16 protein-coding genes, 4 tRNA genes, 1 rRNA gene and 1 pseudogene are annotated in these 22,713 nt (G+C 44.3%); 7 read left to right on the plus strand and 15 right to left on the minus strand.

Going from position 1 to position 22,713, the window contains the following annotated elements:
* Window positions 1-194: 194 nt before the first annotated feature.
* The 8 genes from VTAP4600_RS15235 to VTAP4600_RS15275 all read right to left on the minus strand — a co-directional run bounded on the left by VTAP4600_RS15235 (window position 195) and on the right by VTAP4600_RS15275 (window position 5,407).
* Window positions 195-270: transfer RNA gene (locus VTAP4600_RS15235), tRNA-Val, on the minus strand.
* Between the two features lie 29 nt (window positions 271-299).
* Window positions 300-375: transfer RNA gene (locus tag VTAP4600_RS15240), tRNA-Ala, on the minus strand.
* 25 nt (window positions 376-400) lie between these two features.
* Window positions 401-476 (minus strand) — tRNA-Lys (locus tag VTAP4600_RS15245).
* Window positions 477-478: 2 nt separating this feature from the next.
* Window positions 479-554: transfer RNA gene (locus tag VTAP4600_RS15250), tRNA-Glu, on the minus strand.
* Between the two features lie 125 nt (window positions 555-679).
* Window positions 680-2,224, minus strand: a 16S ribosomal RNA gene (locus VTAP4600_RS15255).
* A 522-nt stretch (window positions 2,225-2,746) separates the two neighbouring features.
* A complete protein-coding gene (gene hemG, locus VTAP4600_RS15265) occupies window positions 2,747-3,286 on the minus strand; it encodes a menaquinone-dependent protoporphyrinogen IX dehydrogenase (protein ID WP_102523568.1) in 540 nt (179 codons plus the stop codon).
* 9 nt (window positions 3,287-3,295) lie between these two features.
* The gene (locus VTAP4600_RS15270; protein WP_102523569.1) at window positions 3,296-4,753 is read right to left on the minus strand and encodes a TrkH family potassium uptake protein; all 1,458 of its coding nucleotides are present in this window, start codon (window positions 4,751-4,753) and stop codon (window positions 3,296-3,298) included.
* A gap of 30 nt (window positions 4,754-4,783) precedes the next feature.
* Window positions 4,784-5,407, minus strand: coding sequence for a YigZ family protein (locus VTAP4600_RS15275; RefSeq protein WP_102523570.1), 624 nt, complete (start codon window positions 5,405-5,407; stop codon window positions 4,784-4,786).
* A gap of 217 nt (window positions 5,408-5,624) precedes the next feature.
* Between VTAP4600_RS15275 and fadB the strand changes: the two genes are divergently transcribed.
* From fadB to acuI, 3 genes are all read left to right on the plus strand, one after another.
* The gene (gene fadB, locus VTAP4600_RS15280; protein WP_102523571.1) at window positions 5,625-7,796 is read left to right on the plus strand and encodes a fatty acid oxidation complex subunit alpha FadB; all 2,172 of its coding nucleotides are present in this window, start codon (window positions 5,625-5,627) and stop codon (window positions 7,794-7,796) included.
* Between the two features lie 26 nt (window positions 7,797-7,822).
* On the plus strand, window positions 7,823-8,986 hold the full coding sequence (gene fadA / locus VTAP4600_RS15285) for an acetyl-CoA C-acyltransferase FadA (RefSeq protein ID WP_102523572.1): 1,164 nt from the start codon (window positions 7,823-7,825) through the stop codon (window positions 8,984-8,986).
* A 173-nt stretch (window positions 8,987-9,159) separates the two neighbouring features.
* A complete protein-coding gene (gene acuI, locus VTAP4600_RS15290) occupies window positions 9,160-10,140 on the plus strand; it encodes an acrylyl-CoA reductase (NADPH) (protein WP_102523573.1) in 981 nt (326 codons plus the stop codon).
* 66 nt (window positions 10,141-10,206) lie between these two features.
* Here acuI and VTAP4600_RS15295 read toward each other — a convergent pair.
* Both VTAP4600_RS15295 and VTAP4600_RS15300 read right to left on the minus strand, forming a co-directional pair.
* Window positions 10,207-11,137: pseudogene (locus VTAP4600_RS15295) on the minus strand (LysR family transcriptional regulator).
* 124 nt (window positions 11,138-11,261) lie between these two features.
* Window positions 11,262-11,447, minus strand: coding sequence for a hypothetical protein (locus tag VTAP4600_RS15300; protein ID WP_102523574.1), 186 nt, complete (start codon window positions 11,445-11,447; stop codon window positions 11,262-11,264).
* 138 nt (window positions 11,448-11,585) lie between these two features.
* Between VTAP4600_RS15300 and tusA the strand changes: the two genes are divergently transcribed.
* Complete coding sequence (tusA, locus tag VTAP4600_RS15305) at window positions 11,586-11,834, plus strand: sulfurtransferase TusA (RefSeq protein WP_102523575.1); 249 nt, start codon at window positions 11,586-11,588, stop codon at window positions 11,832-11,834.
* Between the two features lie 50 nt (window positions 11,835-11,884).
* Here tusA and VTAP4600_RS15310 read toward each other — a convergent pair whose 3' ends face one another.
* Window positions 11,885-12,142, minus strand: coding sequence for a hypothetical protein (locus VTAP4600_RS15310; RefSeq protein WP_102523576.1), 258 nt, complete (start codon window positions 12,140-12,142; stop codon window positions 11,885-11,887).
* Between the two features lie 209 nt (window positions 12,143-12,351).
* Window positions 12,352-14,025 carry an ABC transporter substrate-binding protein gene (locus tag VTAP4600_RS15315; RefSeq protein ID WP_102523577.1) on the minus strand — a complete coding sequence of 558 codons (1,674 nt, stop codon included), beginning with the start codon at window positions 14,023-14,025 and terminating at the stop codon, window positions 12,352-12,354.
* Window positions 14,026-14,479: 454 nt separating this feature from the next.
* Between VTAP4600_RS15315 and glyQ the strand changes: the two genes are divergently transcribed.
* The gene (gene glyQ / locus VTAP4600_RS15320; RefSeq protein WP_102523578.1) at window positions 14,480-15,403 is read left to right on the plus strand and encodes a glycine--tRNA ligase subunit alpha; all 924 of its coding nucleotides are present in this window, start codon (window positions 14,480-14,482) and stop codon (window positions 15,401-15,403) included.
* Window positions 15,404-15,405: 2 nt separating this feature from the next.
* Window positions 15,406-17,472, plus strand: coding sequence for a glycine--tRNA ligase subunit beta (glyS, locus tag VTAP4600_RS15325; protein ID WP_102523579.1), 2,067 nt, complete (start codon window positions 15,406-15,408; stop codon window positions 17,470-17,472).
* A 63-nt stretch (window positions 17,473-17,535) separates the two neighbouring features.
* Here glyS and VTAP4600_RS15330 read toward each other — a convergent pair whose 3' ends face one another.
* The gene (locus VTAP4600_RS15330; protein ID WP_231897814.1) at window positions 17,536-17,916 is read right to left on the minus strand and encodes a hypothetical protein; all 381 of its coding nucleotides are present in this window, start codon (window positions 17,914-17,916) and stop codon (window positions 17,536-17,538) included.
* A 269-nt stretch (window positions 17,917-18,185) separates the two neighbouring features.
* Here VTAP4600_RS15330 and VTAP4600_RS15335 point away from each other — a divergent pair, with 269 nt between their 5' ends.
* A complete protein-coding gene (locus tag VTAP4600_RS15335) occupies window positions 18,186-19,436 on the plus strand; it encodes a valine--pyruvate transaminase (protein ID WP_102523580.1) in 1,251 nt (416 codons plus the stop codon).
* A 129-nt stretch (window positions 19,437-19,565) separates the two neighbouring features.
* Here the strand turns inward: VTAP4600_RS15335 and VTAP4600_RS15340 are convergent, their stop codons facing one another.
* Together VTAP4600_RS15340 and gyrB are read right to left on the minus strand one after the other, a co-directional pair.
* Entirely contained in the window at window positions 19,566-20,003 is a 438-nt protein-coding gene (locus tag VTAP4600_RS15340) for an Hsp20 family protein (protein ID WP_102523581.1), read from the minus strand.
* Window positions 20,004-20,281: 278 nt separating this feature from the next.
* A complete protein-coding gene (gene gyrB, locus VTAP4600_RS15345) occupies window positions 20,282-22,699 on the minus strand; it encodes a DNA topoisomerase (ATP-hydrolyzing) subunit B (RefSeq protein WP_102523582.1) in 2,418 nt (805 codons plus the stop codon).
* Window positions 22,700-22,713: the final 14 nt, after the last annotated feature.

Here is a 22,713-nt window from a genome sequence, read left to right on the forward strand (position 1 = left end):
TTCGCATGAAAACCCAAGAACACTTGAATGTGTGTTGGTACCTATCACTCATAAAGAGTCATAGGATTTGAGAACTTTTAAATTTGAATAACAACTAATCACAGTCGTTATTCGTCAGCTTTCCAAATTGTTAAAGAGCAAAAGTTTCTAATCGAAACCATTTTTAAAAACACTATCGCTAATGCGTTTAAAGATGGTGGGCGATACCGGGCTCGAACCAGTGACCCCCTGCTTGTAAGGCAGGTGCTCTCCCAACTGAGCTAATCGCCCTCCGATGTTTTAATTCCTTGAGGAAGGAATGGTGGAGCTATGCGGGATCGAACCGCAGACCTCCTGCGTGCAAGGCAGGCGCTCTCCCAGCTGAGCTATAGCCCCATATTTTTATTTCCTTGGGAGGAAATGGTGGGTCGTGCAGGATTCGAACCTGCGACCAATTGATTAAAAGTCAACTGCTCTACCAGCTGAGCTAACGACCCAATGGTATCCCGTAGGGGAGTCGAACCCCTGTTACCGCCGTGAAAGGGCGGTGTCCTAGGCCTCTAGACGAACGGGACACTAAGTTTGTTTCCACTTTAAAAAAGTAGAATCAAATTTGTTTGAAGAACTTGGGAGTTCTTCTCTCTTTTGCTTTTCTAAACCATATCAATCTGTGTGGGTACTCATCGTGAAAATCTTCGTATAAGGAGGTGATCCAGCCCCAGGTTCCCCTAGGGCTACCTTGTTACGACTTCACCCCAGTCATGAACCACAAAGTGGTAAGCGTCCTCCCCGAAAGGTTAAACTACCTACTTCTTTTGCAGCCCACTCCCATGGTGTGACGGGCGGTGTGTACAAGGCCCGGGAACGTATTCACCGTGACATTCTGATTCACGATTACTAGCGATTCCGACTTCATGGAGTCGAGTTGCAGACTCCAATCCGGACTACGACGCACTTTTTGGGATTCGCTCACCATCGCTGGTTGGCTGCCCTCTGTATGCGCCATTGTAGCACGTGTGTAGCCCTACTCGTAAGGGCCATGATGACTTGACGTCGTCCCCACCTTCCTCCGGTTTATCACCGGCAGTCTCCCTGGAGTTCCCGACATTACTCGCTGGCAAACAAGGATAAGGGTTGCGCTCGTTGCGGGACTTAACCCAACATTTCACAACACGAGCTGACGACAGCCATGCAGCACCTGTCTCAGAGTTCCCGAAGGCACACCTGCGTCTCCGCTGGCTTCTCTGGATGTCAAGAGTAGGTAAGGTTCTTCGCGTTGCATCGAATTAAACCACATGCTCCACCGCTTGTGCGGGCCCCCGTCAATTCATTTGAGTTTTAATCTTGCGACCGTACTCCCCAGGCGGTCTACTTAACGCGTTAGCTCCGAAAGCCACGGCTCAAGGCCACAACCTCCAAGTAGACATCGTTTACGGCGTGGACTACCAGGGTATCTAATCCTGTTTGCTCCCCACGCTTTCGCATCTGAGTGTCAGTATCTGTCCAGGGGGCCGCCTTCGCCACTGGTATTCCTTCAGATCTCTACGCATTTCACCGCTACACCTGAAATTCTACCCCCCTCTACAGTACTCTAGCCCGCCAGTTTCAAATGCAGTTCCGAGGTTGAGCCCCGGGCTTTCACATCTGACTTAACGAACCACCTGCATGCGCTTTACGCCCAGTAATTCCGATTAACGCTCGCACCCTCCGTATTACCGCGGCTGCTGGCACGGAGTTAGCCGGTGCTTCTTCTGCAGCTAACGTCAAGGATGCACGCTATTAACGTACACCCCTTCCTCACTGCTGAAAGTACTTTACAACCCGAAGGCCTTCTTCATACACGCGGCATGGCTGCATCAGGCTTGCGCCCATTGTGCAATATTCCCCACTGCTGCCTCCCGTAGGAGTCTGGACCGTGTCTCAGTTCCAGTGTGGCTGATCATCCTCTCAGACCAGCTAGGGATCGTCGCCTTGGTGAGCCATTACCTCACCAACTAGCTAATCCCACCTAGGCATATCCTGACGCGAGAGGCCCGAAGGTCCCCCTCTTTGGCCCGAAGGCATTATGCGGTATTAGCCATCGTTTCCAATGGTTATCCCCCACATCAGGGCAATTTCCTAGGCATTACTCACCCGTCCGCCGCTCGACGCCGAAGTAGCAAGCTACTTCTCGTTTCCGCTCGACTTGCATGTGTTAGGCCTGCCGCCAGCGTTCAATCTGAGCCATGATCAAACTCTTCAATTTAAGATTTTGTCGGCTCAATGAATACTGACTTCAAAACTAATATTCATGTAAACATGAACATGTAATTCTAAAGCTATTACCATTCCAACAGAATGGTAATGAATTGACTGTGCCAAAATTAAGTAAACTTAATTTCGTATTGGTCACTCAGTTCATTGAAACCAAAGTTGTTTCCGAAGAAACTGTTTTTACCGAGGTAAAAACTTTTTTGATTATCATCAACGAGTGCCCACACAGATTGATAGGTTTAAATTGTTAAAGAGCTTTTCGAATCGAGCATTGCTTGATTCGGACGGCCATTCTAGCGATTTAAGTTTTAGTGTCAACCACTTTTTTCAAAACTATTTTTAAGCACTTGGCTTAGCTAGTAGACCTTGCTAACTCTGGTTCACTTCTTTCGAAACGTTCCCGTGTCAGCGAGGTGGCATTATAGAGATCGACGTCACTTTGGCAACCCCAATTAACCACTTTTTTCGAATATTTTGTTTGTTTGAATACTTTCCAACCAACTGCGTCTAAATGTTAGTCAAGTTGCCCGAAATTTCGGATCTGATGCGAGAATTTAGTCACTTTTTCCCAATTAGTATATTCAACTTCTTTACTAGTATCGGTTTCTCCACCAGTCATGGTCATAATAAAGCGAATCATGACTCGGTCAAAAAATCCGTAACGTGGGTAATAAAGCGCACCAGCAAACACACCTATCAATTTAGGCTGCCAAGGCGACTTCTTTAAAAACGTCTTTATATAGGCGCTACCTTCAGGCGTATCTTTTCCTTCGGCTTCTTTACGTGCGGTTAGGTTGACACAGAAAAAGGCCGCATTACATTGTTCGAGCTGTTCTAAATGCTGTTCAATGAACTGATAAAGCTTTTTATTCAAATGGCCATAGCGAATCGATGCACCAATCACAACACGATCGTACTTAGATAGTTCAACCTTGCCTATTTGGTGAATGTCTTGAGTCTCACAATCGAACTCGCCAAGTTCCTTCTTTATATAGTCGAGAATTTTAACGGTTTGCCCTTCTCGGCTTGAGTGCAATAACAGTAACTTTTCCATTTTCATTCCTTAACTACGCCAGAACGTTGGAGTCAACAGAATCAATAGCGTAAAAATCTCTAATCGTCCAAACAACATGGATACAATCAACACCCACTTAGCGTTGTCATTTACATCGCCAAAATGAAGCGCAACATCGCCAAGTCCTGGGCCTAAATTATTCAGTGTTGCAGCAACGGCAGAAAATGCCGACAGCTCGTCCATACCCGTAGCGATCAGTGCCAGCATACAAACAACAAACACAAGTGCGTAGGCAGAAAAGAAACCCCAGACCGCATCAACAACACGTTGTGATAACGCAGAACCACCCACTTTGATGGTGTACACCGCTCTTGGGTGTACCAAACGTTTCATTTCACGAGCACCTTGCAAGGTGAGCAATAAAATTCGTATTACTTTCATTCCACCACCAGTAGAACCAGCGCAGCCCCCTATAAAAGAAGAGAATAACAATAGTACTGGCAAAAATAGCGGCCACTCGGAGAAACCCGTGGTGGTAAATCCTGCGGTAGTCGAGATAGACACCGTTTGGAAAAGTGCCTGATCAAATGCATCGTATACAGAGTCGTAAGAGTGATGCTTTAAAAGCAATAGAAAACATATTAAGAATAAGACAGCCTGTATAAAGATAAAGGCTCGAAATTCAGGATCTTTCCAATAATATCTAGGATGAACGCCGCCGGACGCAAAAGCAGCAAAGTGCAAAGAGTAGTTACACGCAGAAATGAGCAAAAACACCACTGTAATCATATTGATCACATGACTATCAAAATAAGCCATGCTTGCATCATGCGTAGAGAAACCACCGATAGCAATCGTTGAAAAACTATGGCTTATCGCATCAAACACGCTCATGCCCGCCAGCCAAAATGCGGTTGCACAGGCGATCGTTAAGCTTAAGTAGATATACCAAAGCACCTTTGCGGTTTCAGCAATTCGTGGTGTCATTTTAGTATCTTTTACTGGGCCAGGTATTTCAGCCCGATACAGCTGCATACCACCAATGCCCAAGACTGGCAGAATGGCAACCGCGAGAACAATGATTCCCATGCCTCCAAACCACTGCAGAAACTGTCGATAAAACAAAATGGCTTTAGGTAATTCATCTAGCCCAACAATAACCGTTGCGCCGGTCGTTGTTAAGGCAGAGAAAGACTCAAAGAAAGCATCTGTTACTGAAATATTGGGGTTATCAGAGATAAGAAATGGCAGAGCACCGGCGCTGCCGATTACCGTCCAAAAAAGCACTACGATAAGAAAACCGTCTCGGGCCTTTAATTCATGCTTATGTTTGCGGTTAGGGAACCAAAAAAATCCACCACACATCAGTAATACAACAAATGTCGTGACAAAAGGCACACCGGCACCATCACGATAAATAAGAGCAACAAAAGCTGGGGCTAACATTGATACACTGAAAAGTGCCAGCAATAGGCCAACGATGCGGATAATTGAACGAATTTGCATTCTTAAATATGAAGCAGCGCTTCGAAATTCCTAATAGTCATCTAACGGCGTAACCAATACTTTGGCAGCGCTCTTATTAATAATGGTTTGAGTAAACGGACTGACTTGATTTACTTCAATGGCTACCACTATCGTAATTCGGCTTTGATAATCAGCCTCTACTTGTTCTGCTTTAAACTCAGCCATTACCGACTGCACTAAAGGCATAAGCGAGTAGTCTAACTCTAGCTTCAAATTTGTGGTGATTTTTTTCTCGATAGTTTGAAGCAACTTCAGTGCTTGTTGAACACCTCCACCATATGCTTTAACTAAACCACCCGTCCCAAGCTTGATTCCTCCAGAATAACGGGTAACTACAGCCGTTATTTCCCCAACTCCAGAGCCAGCCAGTTGCGCCAAGATCGGTTTCCCGGCAGTGCCTGATGGTTCGCCATCATCACTAAAGCCAAATTTCATCGAGTTTTCAGGTCTGCCTGCAACGAAACCCCAGCAGTTATGTCTTGCTCCTGAATGACGCTGCTTTATTTGATCAACAAATTCTTTAGCTAACTCAATAGATGGAGTATGAGCCAAATGGGTAATGAACACGCTCTTTTTGATCTCTTCTTCAAATAAAGCGGGGGCAGATGGAATTTTAAAAGGCTGAAGATTCATGATAATGGGGTTAAAAAATCAAGGTAATCAGTGTATCACGACACCACACCAAAGCGCACCAGACAAGACCTAAACCACAAATGTTAAACACCTGTTTAAAAATGTATTGAAATTAGCCAAAACAAAGAGCAAACTGAGAACGCTAAACAATTTGGCAACATAACTATAACACTCACTCTGTCAGACAATCATGGATTGTGCGTCATGGAGATAGACAATGATTTACCAATCTAACACCCTACAAGTAAAGGAATTACAAGACGGAATCGCCGAGTTAAGCTTCTGCTCTCCAGAATCAGTTAACAAACTCGACGTTGCAACTCTTGAATCGCTGGATAAAGCCCTTGATGCCCTGAAGCAAGCCACTTCAGTATCAGGTTTAATCCTAACTTCAAACAAAAATGCATTTATTGTCGGCGCTGATATTACCGAATTCCTCGGTCTATTTGCGAAGCCAGAAGAAGAATTAGACCAATGGTTGCGCTATGCCAACGACGTGTTTAATAAGTTGGAAGACCTTCCATTCCCAACGCTATCTGTTCTGCGTGGCCACACTTTAGGTGGTGGCTGTGAATGCGTACTCGCAACCGATTTCCGTATTGGTGACAAGACCACCAGCATTGGCTTACCAGAAACCAAACTTGGCATCATGCCGGGCTTTGGTGGCAGTGTGCGTTTGCCTCGCGTGATTGGTGCTGATAGTGCTATGGAAATCATTACTCAAGGTAAAGCTTGTCGAGCGGATGAAGCCTTAAAGCTGGGTCTATTAGATGCCCTAGTTGATAGTGACCAACTGTTTGAGTCTGCGATCAAGACCATCACACAAGCTAAAAACGAACAAATTGATTGGCAGTCTCGACGTCAGCAAAAAACGTCGCCACTGACGCTGAGCAAACTCGAAGCTATGATGAGTTTTACCATGGCAAAAGGCCTTGTTGCTCAAAAGGCTGGCCCTCATTACCCAGCACCCATTACGTCAGTAAAAGCCATTGAAGAAGCCGCTCGCTTAAGCCGAGACGAGGCTTTGGATATTGAACGCAAGCACTTTGTTACTCTGGCAAAAACAGAGGTAGCCCAAGCCTTGGTTGGTTTGTTCTTAAGCGACCAATACATCAAAGGTTTAGCGAAAAAAGCTGAAAAATCAGCTCAAACTGACACCAAGAGAGCGGCTGTACTTGGCGCAGGTATCATGGGCGGGGGTATCGCTTATCAATCTGCATTGAAAGGTGTCCCTGTCATCATGAAAGACATCGCTCAGGCATCCCTTGATTTAGGTATGAATGAAGCGTCAAAATTACTTAACAAACGCCTGTCTCGTGGTCGATTAGATGGCTTCAAGATGGCTGGCATTCTTTCTTCCATCACGCCTAGTTTGCACTATGCAGGTATCGAGCAAGCCGATATCGTTGTTGAAGCTGTTGTAGAAAATCCAAAAATCAAAGCGGCCGTATTGGCTGAAGTTGAAGATAAAGTAGAAGACAACGCGGTCGTTACTTCTAATACTTCAACTATTCCAATCAACTTACTGGCTAAGTCACTAAAACGCCCAGAAAACTTCTGTGGCATGCACTTCTTCAACCCAGTACATCGTATGCCTTTGGTCGAAATTATCCGTGGTGAGAAGACCTCTGATGAAACCATCAATCGTGTTGTTGCTTACGCAGCTAAAATGGGCAAATCACCCATTGTCGTTAATGACTGCCCTGGATTCTTTGTAAACCGAGTACTTTTCCCTTACTTCGGTGGTTTCAGTGACCTGCTTCGTGATGGCGCTGACTTTACTCAAGTAGACAAAATCATGGAAAGAAAGTTTGGCTGGCCAATGGGCCCAGCTTACTTGCTTGATGTGGTTGGAATAGATACCGCTCACCATGCTCAAGCGGTGATGGCGCAAGGCTTCCCTGAGCGCATGGGTAAAAATGGCCGTGACGTGATTGATGCTCTATTTGAAGCAGATAAATACGGTCAGAAAAACGGTTCTGGATTCTACAGCTACAGCGTAGATAAAAAAGGCCGACCAAAGAAAACCTTCGATGACAGCATATTACCGACACTCGAGTCGGTAACGAATGACAAGCAAAGCTTCGACGAACAAACCATTATTCAGCGAATGATGATTCCAATGATCAATGAAGTGGCTCTGTGTTTAGAAGAAGGCATTATTGCTTCTCCACAAGAAGCCGACATGGCATTGGTGTACGGATTAGCCTTCCCTCCATTCAGAGGTGGTGTGTTCCGTTACCTAGATACCATAGGTGTTGCTAACTATGTTGCAATGGCCGCCAACTACAAAGAACTCGGCCCGTTGTACCAAGTGCCTCAATTACTACTTGATATGGCGCAAGACAATGGCAGCTTCTATAACGCCCAAGTCGAGCAATCACTGTAACCACCCATTGGAGAAGGAAATTCAAAATGAATAACGTTGTAATTGTTGATTGCCTGCGTACGCCGATGGGTAAATCGAGAGCCGGTGCATTTCGCCATACTCGTGCTGAAGATTTATCAGCACACTTAATGAAAGGGCTGCTAGAACGTAACCCGCAGGTCAATCCATCGCAAATTGAAGACATTTACTGGGGTTGTGTTCAACAAACTCTAGAACAAGGATTTAATATTGCACGTAATGCCTCATTGCTGGCAGGTGTACCAATTGAAGTCGGCGCTGTTACGGTTAATCGACTATGTGGTTCATCAATGCAAGCTCTGCATGATGCTTCTCGCGCTATCATGGTGGGAGATGCAGAAATTTGCATGGTGGGTGGCGTAGAACACATGGGTCATGTACCGATGAACCATGGGGTCGACTTCCATCCAGGTATGTCAAAAAACGTTGCTAAAGCGGCGGGCATGATGGGGCTAACAGCAGAAATGCTCGGCAAAATGCATGGCATAAGTCGTGAAGAACAAGATGCGTTTGCCGCTCGTTCCCACGCACGTGCTCATGCCGCAACCGTGGAAGGTCGCTTCAAAAACGAAATTCTACCTATTGAAGCTCATGCGCCAGACGGCACTTTGTTCACACTAGATCACGATGAAGTCATTCGCCCAGAAACCTCAGTTGAGGGCTTAGCACAACTTCGCCCGGTATTTGACCCAGCTAACGGTACCGTAACGGCAGGGACATCATCAGCGTTATCTGATGGTGCCTCAGCTATGCTGCTTATGAGTGAAGATAAAGCCAATGAACTTGGTTTAACCATTCGAGCTAAAGTTCGCTCTATGGCTGTCGCTGGATGCGATCCTTCAATTATGGGTTACGGCCCAGTACCAGCAACACATAAAGCACTTAAGCGCGCTGGTCTAAATATTGAAGATATGGACGTCATTGAGCTTAATGAAGCCTTTGCGGCTCAGTCTTTACCTTGTGCTAAAGATCTTGGTTTACTTGATGTTGTCGATGAAAAAGTGAATCTAAACGGTGGCGCTATTGCTCTTGGTCACCCATTAGGCTGCTCTGGTACTCGTATATCAACAACTCTGATCAATTTAATGGAAGCAAAAGAGGCTAAATATGGTTTAGCGACCATGTGTATTGGTTTAGGCCAAGGCATCGCCACCATTTTTGAAAGGCCATAAACCGCTAGCTGAGTTAAATAGAAGTACAAACCCTAAAGGCGACGAAAGTCGCCTTTAGTCTATGCGTAACATGCATAGTTAAAATGCCAAAGTATCACTTTTTTCATACCCAATATCCAACTACACTTGCTTTACTTAATCTTGCTTTGTATCAAGCCTCTGTGGAGATCATCATGTTTAACGCTCTCGTTCTAAACCAAGAAGAAAAACGCACCATCGCTAACATAGAACAAATCGAATTAGCTCAATTACCGGAAGGCGATGTTGTAGTAGATGTCGATTATTCATCACTGAACTACAAAGATGGCTTGGCGATTACAGGCAAAGGAAAAATTATCCGTAACTTCCCTATGGTTCCGGGAATCGATCTTGCGGGGACGGTATCAAGCTCTGAAGACGCTCGTTATCAAGTGGGTGACAAAGTGGTTCTAACTGGTTGGGGAGTGGGTGAAAACCATTGGGGCGGTATGGCTCAAAAAGCACGCCTAAAAGGTGATTGGCTTGTTCCTATGCCAAAAGCAATGGACAGCAAAAAATCCATGATGGTTGGCACCGCTGGTTTTACAGCAATGTTATGCGTGCAAGCTTTACTTGATGCTGATGTAAAACCAGACTCTGGTGAGATATTGGTTACAGGTGCTAGCGGTGGTGTCGGCTCAGTTGCGGTTTCACTGCTATCTCAACTTGGTTACCAAGTAGCAGCAGTAACAGGTCGAGTTGAACAAAATGGTCCGTTACTTAAAAAGCTTGGCGCTGCTCGTATTATTGACCGTTCAGAGTTTGAAGAACCCGCTCGTCCATTAGAAAAGCAAATCTGGGCAGGTGCTGTCGATACTGTTGGTAGTAAGGTTCTGGGGAAAGTACTGGCACAAATGGATTACAACAGTGCGGTAGCCGCTTGTGGCCTTGCCGGTGGTTTTGACTTACCAACGACGGTAATGCCGTTCATTCTACGAAATGTGCGCCTACAAGGTGTCGATTCTGTTTCTTGTCCATTAGAGAAACGAATTGCCGCATGGGAAAAGCTCGGTGAATTATTACCAGAAAGCTACTTTGAGCAAGCATGTACCGAAGTCGAACTCAAAGATGCGCCTAAATACGCAGAAGACATCACAAACGGCCAAGTCACCGGACGCGTGGTTATCAAGCTATAGTCAGTATCAAGCGATAAAACAGTAAGATCTGGGGGCGCACCAACATTGCGCTCCCTATAATCCTATCTACCCATCTAACCTCATATCTTCTACTCGCTTGGCAATTAAGCGACCACACTCCTCTTTAACGATACTCCGTAGCCACTCTTGTGCGGGTGAGTGATCGCATCGTGTATGCCAAATCATAGAATAATCAAACGGCGTAAACTGGAATGGCAGAGGCTTAACCACAAGGTTATGTCGATCTTCAATTAAATAGGCCAAATCTGCGGGTACGGTGATAATCAAAGGCATGGTATCGACTATCGCTAGCGCCGCTTCTAGGTGATAAGCCCTAAGTACCATATTACGTTCCGGCTCGCCGACTAAAGCTTGGTCTATCAAGGCTTTTACACCATCACTAATCGCAATCATCGCGTGCGGATAATGTTGGTAATCTTGCAGGGTCATTTCTTTGTTCGCTAACGGGTGTTGCTTTGAAAGCAAGCAGAGTACACCGACCCTACCAAGAATTTCGCTTTGTAGCGGTGCAACTGGCGCGGTAGGGCGACATATGGCTAAGTCTGCCCCTTGAGCTGCCAATTGACTGGCTAATTGATCGTGTTGCAGTGGAATGAAGTTAAACTTCACCTTAGGTGCTTCATGATAAATACGCGGCAATGCAAACGGTAAGATAGTCAGTGGTCGCAATCGTAAAGGTTTGTTCACACTCTTTTGGCTCAAACTCTTTACTCGATAATAACCACCTTAGAGATTCAAGTGGCTCGCTCAAAGCAGTATCAAGTTCTAATGCTTTTACCGTCGGAATCAACTTCTGGCCTTGGCGGGTGAATAAAGGATCATCTAACAATACTCTCAGACGCCCTAATACTCGGCTCATCGCAGATTGACTCAAACTTAAACGAGCTGCTGCCTTACTAACGCTGCCCTCTTCAATAAGCACACGCAGGGCAACCAGCAAGTTGAGATCTCGACGATAGATTTCTTCCAATTCCACTACATTCGACCTTATTTACACCATAACCGTTAAATCATGATGCCAGATGCACTTAGATACAATATAGCAGGCAAAAAAATCCCGCCTTATGTTTGAGTTAGATCGAAGTTTATTGTTACTTTTCTTATTCCTCGGTTTTTTCAATGCTCGGCTGCCATCGATACATTTCGACACCAATACCAAAAATCGTCGAAAAAAGGCCAATGAGTGGCAGTAATGATACATTCGGCGATGTTCTTAATACCAAAGCGCAAAACGTGATAAAACCGAGAACGGTATAAATTGTGAGTCTGTCTAGTCGATTTAACATAGCCCATCCCTAGCCAAATGTTGCACGATTGTTAAAATTTAATTTATATGAAATTGTTCACTTTGCCAAGAGCTTATTGCATATATTTTCTTCACTAGTATGATCTTGTCTCCATCAATACCGAGTAAAGTAAAAAAAATGACTTTTGATCCAACCATTGCCACTAATACGTTAGAAGCCGAAGGATTGCGCTGCCCAGAACCTGTCATGATGGTGAGAAAAACAATCCGCACAATGGAAGATGGCGAAGTATTGTTGGTTACAGCCGATGACCCATCAACAACAAGAGACATTCCAAGCTTTTGTCGATTTATGGATCACCAATTAATTAGCGCCCAAGTAGACAAGATGCCTTTTCAATATCTCATTAAGAAAGGTATGGATTAGTTTGACATGGTGTTATTTAAAAGGCTGTGACATCGACAGCCTTTTTGACTTTATTCCATTTCGTTAGAATGAATGCGCTTTTGTAGGCTATCGACTTGATGATGAAGCTCGCGCAGTTCATTTCGTAAAGGAATGATGTGAAGAACTCTTACCCATGACTCAACCGCCAACGCCGTCATAATAACCGACCCTGCAACCATTGGAAGCCACATATCCGTTAGCGCCATTCCCAACAAGGTTAACGCCAATCCGGTGGTAAAAAGATAACTTTGACTCTGTGGAGTGATCCCCATATAACGTGCCAGCATAATAGTGCCCTCTCGCTATGATTCACACTGTTAAGATACCATGACAATTGTGACACTAATATGGCAAGGATCCCGATTCACTGTGGTTTCAGTCGGATATTTGATCCAGTACAAATAACCTCAAAGAGGCACGATTATTATTCAAATGCCCTTAAAGAAAGGGCACCCAAATAAAGTAAAACCCGCTAAGTTTCTAGCCTAAATATGAACTAACTTTTAGGTTTTAGATCCAGCACATGAAGCAATCTTTCAGGTGTTCCTTCCCAAACCATTGGGCGACCTTTCGGGTTATCCGCACTCCACCAGCCAGTGAATCGAGTGGTGTTGTATTGATAAAAATTAGGGCCTGATAGCACAGGCACCGTCACTTGGTTTTCAGCAATCAGGCTTTGAATATCATGAGCAATATTCTTCTGCTTCTTCATGTCAGCTGTTTTGTAGAAACTATCTAATAGCGTATCTAGCTGATCGTTTTTCCAGTGATGCATGGCGAAACGAGGCATACCTTCAGACTCTTGCAAGCGAGAGTGGTAGCCGCTGTCCCAATATTTATGCGGCGTAGGGCCGTGAAAGTAATTGGTATAAGCAATGTCATAATCCGCATTTTGCATAGACTGATTGTATATAGAGAAATCAGGTGTTCTTGCTTTCGCATTAATGCCCACTTCTTGCAACTGCTCTGTTGCTAGCATCACGGTATTGTTAAAATCAGTCCAACCTTGAGGTGATTGAATGATCAATTCAAAAGCCTCGCCATCAGGAGACTCAACCAGCCCATCGCCATTGATATCTTTATAACCCGCTTCAACTAATAACGCTTTTGCGTTGCTTTTCGAGTAAGTCATGTAATTTTGATATTTCTTATGAACCGATTCATCAGACCAAGCTTCAAAGGCATAACCAAGCCCTGATGCAAAATCATTAATAACGCCATTTCCGTAGTTAGCAATATCTATGATGGTTTGGCGATCCAGTGCCATCGAAAACGCACGTCTAAACTGCACGTCTGTCAGCACGCTGTGCTTCACTTTATCTTTAGATTCATAATTAAAGACAAATGCTTGAGTCCCTGCTGGTGGGTACCAATAGCCATGATTAGCCGATGCTTTTAGATAAGTTTGGTCGATATCAGGAACAAACGAGCCAGCCCAATCAATGCGGGAGTTCATCAATTCACCCAGTACTTGATCATTATGATTCATTTGAGGAATGCGCAAGCAATCTACGTCCAAATTATTATTGTCCCAATAATGAGGGTTTCGACACTGCAAAAACAAAGAAGAAGTGAATTGTGGTATATCAGTAAATGGCCCCGTTCCGACAGGGTTTTCATTTAAGAATTCGGCCGGTGCTTTTACTTTATTCCATTGATGCTCAGGGACAATGGGAATCTGAACAATTTCATAAGTACCATTGGTGTTCACTTCCTTCATGTGGAAACGGACTTGGTATTGGTTGAGTTTTTCTACCGACTCAATTTTGTTGTTAATGCCGCGATCATCCAAAGCAGGGAATGCTTTTACTAATTCAAAGGTAAAGAGCACGTCATCAGCATCAAAGGTTTCTCCGTCAGACCATTTAACGCCTTCACGCAGATCAAATGTAATGCTCAGTAAATCTTCACTCATTGTTGAACTGGTCGCTAGGCGATACTCAGGTACATTGCCTTTTAACTCATTGAATACCACCAGCGGTTCAAACATAAAGTCACGAGCAGTATGTAAGCGAGAGACTGCAAACGGATTAAAGTTACGAATCAGCGAAGCGTTGTGATTAGGGATAATCGTTAACTTTGAGAGGCTACTGAGATCTTGAGCTGAAACAGAGTGAGCAGACAACAACACCGCAGCTCCAATCGCACTACTTAGTAAAGCTTTGTTCATAATGACATCCTGTTATTAAGTTTCAAACAACATATCGATTTACAAAATCAGCCTCAAGCCGATCAAATTCAAATAAAAACAGAAAGTTACTGTAATTATTAATTCTCTCAATAATTTTTAGATCAAACAACGTCATTAAGTTTTACCACAACAAAATAAAAGTGAAGTCACTCGAAAAGCCAAAATTTCTGATGAAAGATAACAACAGCTGTAACAGTATATTTCCAACCTTAAAATTGCTCAATATGTGAGCAAGACGCAAAATCATCACTTTAGGTTCACGATACTTGAGCCCTTTTTCATGCGCTATTCTGCTACAAAAGCAAAAAATCACCCAAAAGCACAAATATGCTGGCTAAATAAACAACATTGCCCCTACTCGACCTATCAATATTTGCGTATAATCTGAGGTTATTTCTAAAAAACCAGATAGAAGAATCGCGCGAATTTAATTATGCAAAAATACGATATCAAAACCTTCCAGGGAATGATCCTCGCGCTGCAGGATTATTGGGCTCAGAATGGTTGTACCATTGTTCAACCTCTAGATATGGAAGTAGGTGCTGGCACCTCCCACCCAATGACATGTTTACGTGCACTTGGCCCAGAGCCAATGTCTACGGCATACGTTCAACCTTCACGTCGTCCTACTGATGGCCGTTACGGTGAAAACCCGAACCGTCTGCAGCACTATTATCAGTTCCAAGTAGCACTAAAACCTTCTCCTGATAACATTCAAGAGTTGTACTTAGGCTCACTTGAAGTGCTTGGTGTCGATCCATTTGTTCATGATATTCGCTTCGTAGAAGACAACTGGGAAAACCCTACATTGGGAGCTTGGGGTCTTGGCTGGGAAGTTTGGCTAAACGGCATGGAAGTGACTCAGTTTACTTACTTCCAACAAGTTGGCGGCCTTGAGTGTAAACCTGTTACAGGTGAGATCACTTACGGTATCGAGCGTCTGGCAATGTACATCCAAGAAGTAGACTCTGTTTACGACCTTGTTTGGAACGTAGCACCTGACGGCTCTAACGTGACTTATGGTGATATTTTCCATCAAAATGAAGTTGAGCAATCAACTTACAACTTTGAACACGCCGACGTAGATTTCCTATTTGGTTTCTTTGAACAATGTGAGAAAGAGTGTCAGGAGCTTCTAGCACTAGAAACGCCACTGCCTCTTCCTGCCTACGAGCGCATTCTAAAAGCAGGTCATGCATTTAACCTACTTGATGCTCGTAAAGCTATCTCAGTTACTGAGCGTCAACGTTACATCCTTCGTATCCGCAACCTAACTAAAGCCGTTGCAGAAGCGTACTACGCATCACGTGAAGCACTTGGCTTCCCTATGCTGAAAAATAAGGATGAGGTGAAGTAATCATGGCTAAGAATTTTCTAATTGAATTAGGTACGGAAGAGCTACCACCAACGGCACTTCGTTCTCTAGCGGAAGCATTTTCAGCAAATTTTGAAGCGGGACTCAAAGCGGCAGAGCTTTCTCACGAAGGTGTGAAATGGTATGCAGCACCTCGCCGACTCGCACTTAAAGTGACTAGCCTAGCTGAAGGTCAAGCAGATAAAGTTGTTGAAAAACGCGGCCCAGCAATCTCGGTCGCTTTTGATGCCGACGGCAATGCGACTAAAGCCGCACAAGGTTGGGCTCGCGGCAACGGTATTACCGTTGAGCAAGCTGAACGTCTAAAAACAGATAAAGGCGAGTGGCTTCTATTTAAACAAGAAGTGGCTGGCAAACCAGTACAAGAATTAGTAACCGACATTGCTGCCAAAGCACTAGCGGGTTTACCTATTCCTAAAGCAATGCGTTGGGGCAACTCTGATATTCAGTTTATCCGCCCAGTAAAAACGCTAACCATGCTGCTTGGTGATGAGTTAATCGAAGGTGAAATCCTTGGTGTAGCCTCTGGCCGTACTATTCGTGGCCACCGTTTTATGGGTGAGCAAGAATTCACGATTGATTCTGCAGATCAATACCCTTCTCTTCTTGAAGAGCGCGGTAAGGTAATGGCAGATTACGATGCACGTAAAGCCATTATCCTAGCAGATGCTAAAAAAGCAGCTGAAGCCGTTGGCGGTATTGCTGACTTAGAAGACGACCTTGTAGAAGAAGTGACGTCTTTGGTTGAATGGCCTGTGGTTCTAACTGCGAAGTTTGAGCAAGAGTTCCTGAAGGTTCCTTCTGAAGCGTTGGTTTACACCATGAAAGGCGATCAGAAGTATTTCCCTGTTTATGATACAGAGAAAAATCTATTACCAAACTTTATCTTCGTTTCAAACATCGAGTCTAAAGAACCTCGTCACGTTATCGAAGGTAACGAGAAAGTTGTACGCCCTCGCCTTGCGGATGCTGAATTCTTCTTCAACACAGACCGTAAGCGTCCGCTTATCGACCGTCTTGCTGAACTAGACCAAGCTATCTTCCAGAAGCAACTGGGTACGATCAAAGACAAAACAGACCGCATCACTGAACTTGCTGGCTACATTGCTGAGCAAATCGATGCTGACGTTGAGAAATCTAAGCGTGCAGGCCTACTGGCTAAGTGTGACCTAATGACATCTATGGTATTCGAATTTACGGATACTCAAGGTGTGATGGGCATGCACTACGCAACGCACGATGGTGAAGACGAGCAAGTAGCACTAGCACTGTACGAGCAGTACATGCCTCGTTTCGCGGGTGACACGCTACCAAGTACCGGTATTTCTTCTGCCGTTGCAATGGCAGACAAGCTAGACACTATTGTAGGTATCTTCGGTATTGGCCAGGCACCAAAAGGTTCTGACCCATTTGCTCTACGTCGTGCATCGCTAGGTGTACTACGTATCATCGTTGAAAACGGCTACAACCTAGACCTAACCGATCTAATCGGTAAAGCAAAAGAGCTACTCGGTGACAAGCTGACTAACGAAAACGTTGAAGCTGACGTTATCGACTTCATGCTCGGTCGTTTCCGTGCATGGTATCAAGATGCTGGTTTCAGCATTGATATCATCCAAGCAGTATTGGCTCGTCGTCCAACTAAGCCTGCTGATTTTGATCAACGTGTTAAAGCGGTTTCTCACTTCCGTGAACTGGAAGCTGCAGAAGCGCTAGCGGCCGCCAATAAGCGTGTTGGTAACATCCTTGCGAAGTTCGATGGTGAATTGGCACAAGAGATTGACCTAGCACTGCTGCAAGAAGATGCAGAAAAGGCGCTTGCGGAAAACGTTGAAGTAATGACAGAGGCACTAGAACCTGCATTTGCTACCGGTAACTACCAAGAAGCCCTAAGTAAACTGGCTGATCTACGTGAACCTGTTGATGCATTCTTCGACAACGTAATGGTAATGGCTGACGACGAAGCTCTGAAAAAGAACCGTCTAACGCTGCTTAATAACCTGCGTAACCTTTTCCTACAGATTGCCGATATTTCTCTATTACAGAAGTAATCGCTTAAAATCTAAAAAGGGAAGCATTCGCTTCCCTTTTTTATGTCGCACCAAAACGGCCACTTACCCGTCGACTTTGTTCTCGTTGGTTTCATCGGTATTGTTCGTGCATCGATTCAGGTCAAAATGCTCCTCTCGACCACCCTTTCCTTTAAAACCTATCTTAATAACAAAACCATGCTGTAAGTATTCAATCATCTCATTGCACGCCCACTCGTTACTCATTTTCTTTATCGCAGACGTATTCCAACGAAAACCTTCTTCATTCCATGTGTAATAACTTATATAACCGTCATCAGATACATCTAAATTTTCTACTTCAGCAAATTGCTGCTGTACCATTTCTATGTCTTCTGAAGAAGCAAACGGTTTAACAACCTGGTAATCATTACTACTGCAACCAGCCAAAACTAATGCCAACGTTAATAGGGGTGTAATTTTCACACTATATCCATTACTTTTATTAATATAAGACACAAAGTGTATATTCAGTGGATATAAAGTCTAATACTTAGTCTTGCTCAGGCATTAATCTGTTAAGTCGATCAGGATCTAATCCAGCAAGCCCTTTTCACGTTAGACACTTGAATGTAAATAGGATAAATACAATTTCTTCTATGCCTCGCAAAAACATTGCGGTATGTTGATTAATCCAACAAAACCAGCATCTACACTGGAATATGACACATAAATAATAATTAGGTAATCGAGCAATGCAATTCTCTAAATTTGGTGAAAAATTCAATCGCTACTCTGGAATCACACAATTGATGGACGACCTTAACGAAGGTCTACGCACTCCCGGTGCCATCATGCTCGGTGGCGGCAACCCTGCCGCAATTCCAGCCATGCTCGAATATTTTAATCAAGCCAGTAAAGAGATGCTCGATAATGGTGAGCTTATCGCCGCCATGGCGAATTATGATGGGCCACAAGGTAAAGACACCTTTGTTAAAAATCTAGCTGTCCTATTAAAGCAAACCTATGGCTGGGATATTTCTGAAAAAAACATTAGCCTAACCAATGGTAGTCAAAGTGGTTTTTTCTATCTATTTAATCTGTTTGCCGGCCAACAACAAGATGGTTCTCATAAGAAAATTTTATTGCCATTAGCGCCCGAATACATAGGCTATGGCGACGCAGGTATTGACGACAATATTTTCATCTCTTATCACCCAGAGATAGAAATGCTGGATAACCGTCAGTTCAAATACCACGTCGACTTCGAACAGCTAACAGTGGATGACTCTGTCGCGGCTATTTGTGCCTCACGTCCTACGAACCCAACAGGTAATGTACTGACTGATGAAGAAATTCAAAAGCTAGATAAACTGGCTCGAGAAAACAACATCCCACTTATCATTGATAATGCCTATGGTACCCCCTTCCCAAACATCATATTTGAGGAGGTAACGCCTTTTTGGAATGACAATACCATTCTATGCATGAGCTTATCTAAACTGGGTTTACCTGGTGTGCGCTGCGGTATTGTTATCGCCAATGAAGAAGTGACCCAAGCCCTTGCTAACATGAATGGCATTATCAGCTTAGCGCCAGGTAGTATTGGCCCTGCAATTGCTAATCATATGATTGAGTCTGACGACTTACTCCGTTTAAGCAGTGATGTTATTAAGCCTTTTTATCAACAAAAGTCATTAAGAGCGGTGGAATTACTACAAAAAGCGATACCTGATGAGCGCTTCCGTATCCATAAACCTGAAGGTGCTATCTTCTTATGGCTATGGTTTGATGAACTGCCCATTACTACCATGGAACTGTATAAGCGCCTTAAAGATCGTGGTGTATTGATTGTTCCAGGCGAGTATTTCTTTATTGGCCAAGAAGATGAGTGGGATCATGCTCATCAATGCCTGCGCATGAACTACGTACAAGATGATGAAGCGATGCAAAAAGGCATTGCTGTGATTGCAGAAGAAGTGGCTAAAGCGTACGCCGAAGGCTAGAGGCTAGAGGCTAGAGGCTAGAGGCTAGAGGCTAGAGGCTAGAAATGATAAGAGCAAAAGCGACGCTTTTGCTCTTTTTTTGCCTGTTTAACGACGTTTCGTTACAACGGATGAACGAACGAGTTGTGGTTATTCGCTGTCGATGAGGTTTTTGCCATTGATGGCTATTTTACGTGCTTTCATCGCTTCAGGAATTTCACGCTCTAAGTCAACGTGCAGTAGGCCATTTTCCATTGTCGCTCCGACCACTGTTACGTAGTCAGCGAGTTGGAATTTACGCTCAAAGTCACGCTCTGCGATGCCTTGATAGACGTAATTCTTACCTTCTTCAGCTTGACGCTCTCCACGTACAATCAACATGTTCTCTTTTTGAGTGATATCGAGTTGTTCATCAGCAAAACCTGCCACCGCCATAGTAATACGGTAGTTATTTTCATCTTTTTGCTCAATGTTGTACGGAGGGTAGCTGCCAGACGTGTTCTTGGCATTGTTGGTTTCCATCAGGTTTAACAAACGGTCAAAACCAATGGCGTTACGGTATAGGGGAGTGAAATCTACATTACGCATAATACTATCCTTTAATAAGCAATAGCCTTAGCTGCTAAGTTAGCTAAGGGGGTCAGCATACTGTTCTGCTGATAATTGATCGTTCAATTACGCTCAGACACAGTGACTGATTGAGTTAAGTTTTGTGCTTTCCTTCGTTGGACAAGCGGTTAAGAGGCCCTATCGGCATCCTCTTCATAACTAGATATAGGGATGGGGGAAATGAAGTTCAAGGGGAGAATGAAAAAAAAACGCCACCCGAAGGCAGCGTTTCTTTATTACTTGGTAGCACCGAAGCACTACACGTCTAGGTTAGCTACCTTCAACGCATTTTCTTCAATGAAGTTACGACGAGGTTCTACGTGATCACCCATTAGTGTGGTGAACAGCTGATCCGCACCAACTGCATCGTCGATCGTCACTTGTAGCATACGACGAGTCTCTGGATCCATTGTTGTTTCCCACAATTGATCCGGGTTCATCTCACCCAGTCCTTTGTAGCGCTGTAGGCTAAGACCACGACGTGATTCTTTAATTAACCAGTTCAATGCTTCAACAAAGGTAGTAACAGGCAAAGTACGCTCGCCACGTTTAATGTAAGCACCCTCTTCAATCAAGCCATCTAGTGCTTCTGAAAGATCCGCTAACTTAGCGAACTCTTTCGAATTGATTAAATCGATGCTTAATAGATATTCGTGCGTCACACCATGAGTACGAACAACAATCTTAGGTAAGCTAATACCCATTTCAGCATGCTGTTCGATCTCTAGGCTGTATTGACTCGCGCCTTCTTCTTTAGCGTTAAGCTGAGTCACTAATTGTTGACCCCAAGCTTCTACTGCCGAAGCATCGTGGCACTGTTCCATCTTAATACGAGGTGTGTAAATCAGCTCGTGGATCAGCGCGCGAGGATAACGACGACTCATACGATCAACTAACTTAATACCCGCGTTATACTGCTGTACCAATTTCTCTAGAGCTTCACCAGAGAAAGCTGGTGCTTCAGCATTTACGTGCAACGATGCGTTATCTAGCGCCAATGAAACTTGGTATTGGCTCATCGCGTCTTCATCTTTAATGTATTGCTCTTGCTTACCTTTCTTCACTTTGTAAAGTGGTGGCTGAGCGATGTAGATGTAGCCACGCTCAATAAGCTCTGGCATTTGACGGTAGAAGAAGGTCAATAGTAGCGTACGAATGTGCGAACCATCGACATCGGCATCGGTCATGATGATGATGTTGTGGTAACGCAATTTATCCGGGTTGTACTCATCACGACCGATACCACAACCTAATGCAGTAATAAGCGTTGCCACTTCTTGAGAAGACAACATCTTGTCGAAACGTGCTTTTTCTACGTTTAGAATTTTACCTTTCAGTGGCAAAATCGCTTGGTTTTTACGGTTACGCCCCTGCTTGGCTGAGCCGCCAGCAGAGTCCCCTTCCACTATATATAGTTCAGATTGTGCAGGGTCTTTTTCTTGGCAGTCTGCAAGTTTACCTGGCAGGCCAGCTAAATCGAGAGCGCCTTTACGACGAGTCATCTCACGCGCTTTACGCGCTGCATCACGAGCTCGTGCTGCATCAATGATTTTGCTACAAACGATCTTAGCTTCACTTGGGTTCTCAATTAGGAACTCAGACAGTTTTTCACCCATCGCAGATTCAACCGCAGATTTAACTTCAGATGAAACCAGCTTGTCTTTAGTTTGGCTTGAGAACTTAGGATCAGGCACTTTAACCGAAACAATCGCGGTTAAGCCTTCACGAGCATCATCACCTGATGTCGCCGCTTTCGCTTTTTTCGAGTAGCCTTCTTTATCCATGAAGCTGTTTAACGTACGCGTTAGTGCTGCACGGAAACCAGCAAGGTGAGTACCACCATCTCGTTGAGGGATGTTGTTAGTGAAGCAGAAGATGTTCTCTTGGTAACCATCGTTCCACTGCATTGCCACTTCAACAGAAATGCCGTCTTCACGCTCATAATCAAAGTGGAAAACTTTTTGGATGATTGGTGTTTTGTTGGTGTTGAGGTAATCAACAAATGCCTGTGTACCACCTTCGTAACAGAAGTGGTCCATCTTGTCTTCTTCACGCTCATCAATCAGTTTGATTGATACGCCTGAATTTAAGAATGATAGCTCGCGTAAACGTTTTGCGAGAATTTCGTAATGGAAATGTACGTTAGTAAACGTCTCTTCACTTGGCCAAAAACGAATAATAGTACCCGTTTTTTCAGTATCGCCAGTCGCACCAAGTGGCGCATCTGGTTCACCATGACGATAAGTTTGCTGATGCGTAGAGCCTTGACGGTGAATCGTTAGATCCACTTGCTTAGATAGGGCATTTACAACAGAAACACCTACACCGTGCAAACCACCAGAAACCTTGTATGAGTTATCATCGAACTTACCACCGGCATGAAGCACCGTCATGATAACTTCTGCAGCAGATACGCCCTCTTCAGGGTGAATTTCTGTTGGGATACCACGGCCGTCATCGCTTACCGATACGGAGTTATCCTCATGAATAGTCACAATGATGTCATTACAGTGACCTGCTAACGCTTCATCAATTGAGTTATCCACCACCTCAAAAACCATGTGGTGTAAACCGGTGCCATCATCAGTGTCGCCGATGTACATACCTGGACGCTTTCGTACTGCATCCAGACCCTTCAGTACTTTAATACTCGATGAATCGTAATTTTCAGACATGAGTTACTCTCTGA

Source organism: Vibrio tapetis subsp. tapetis (genome assembly GCF_900233005.1).
Taxonomy (GTDB): Bacteria; Pseudomonadota; Gammaproteobacteria; order Enterobacterales; family Vibrionaceae; genus Vibrio; species Vibrio tapetis.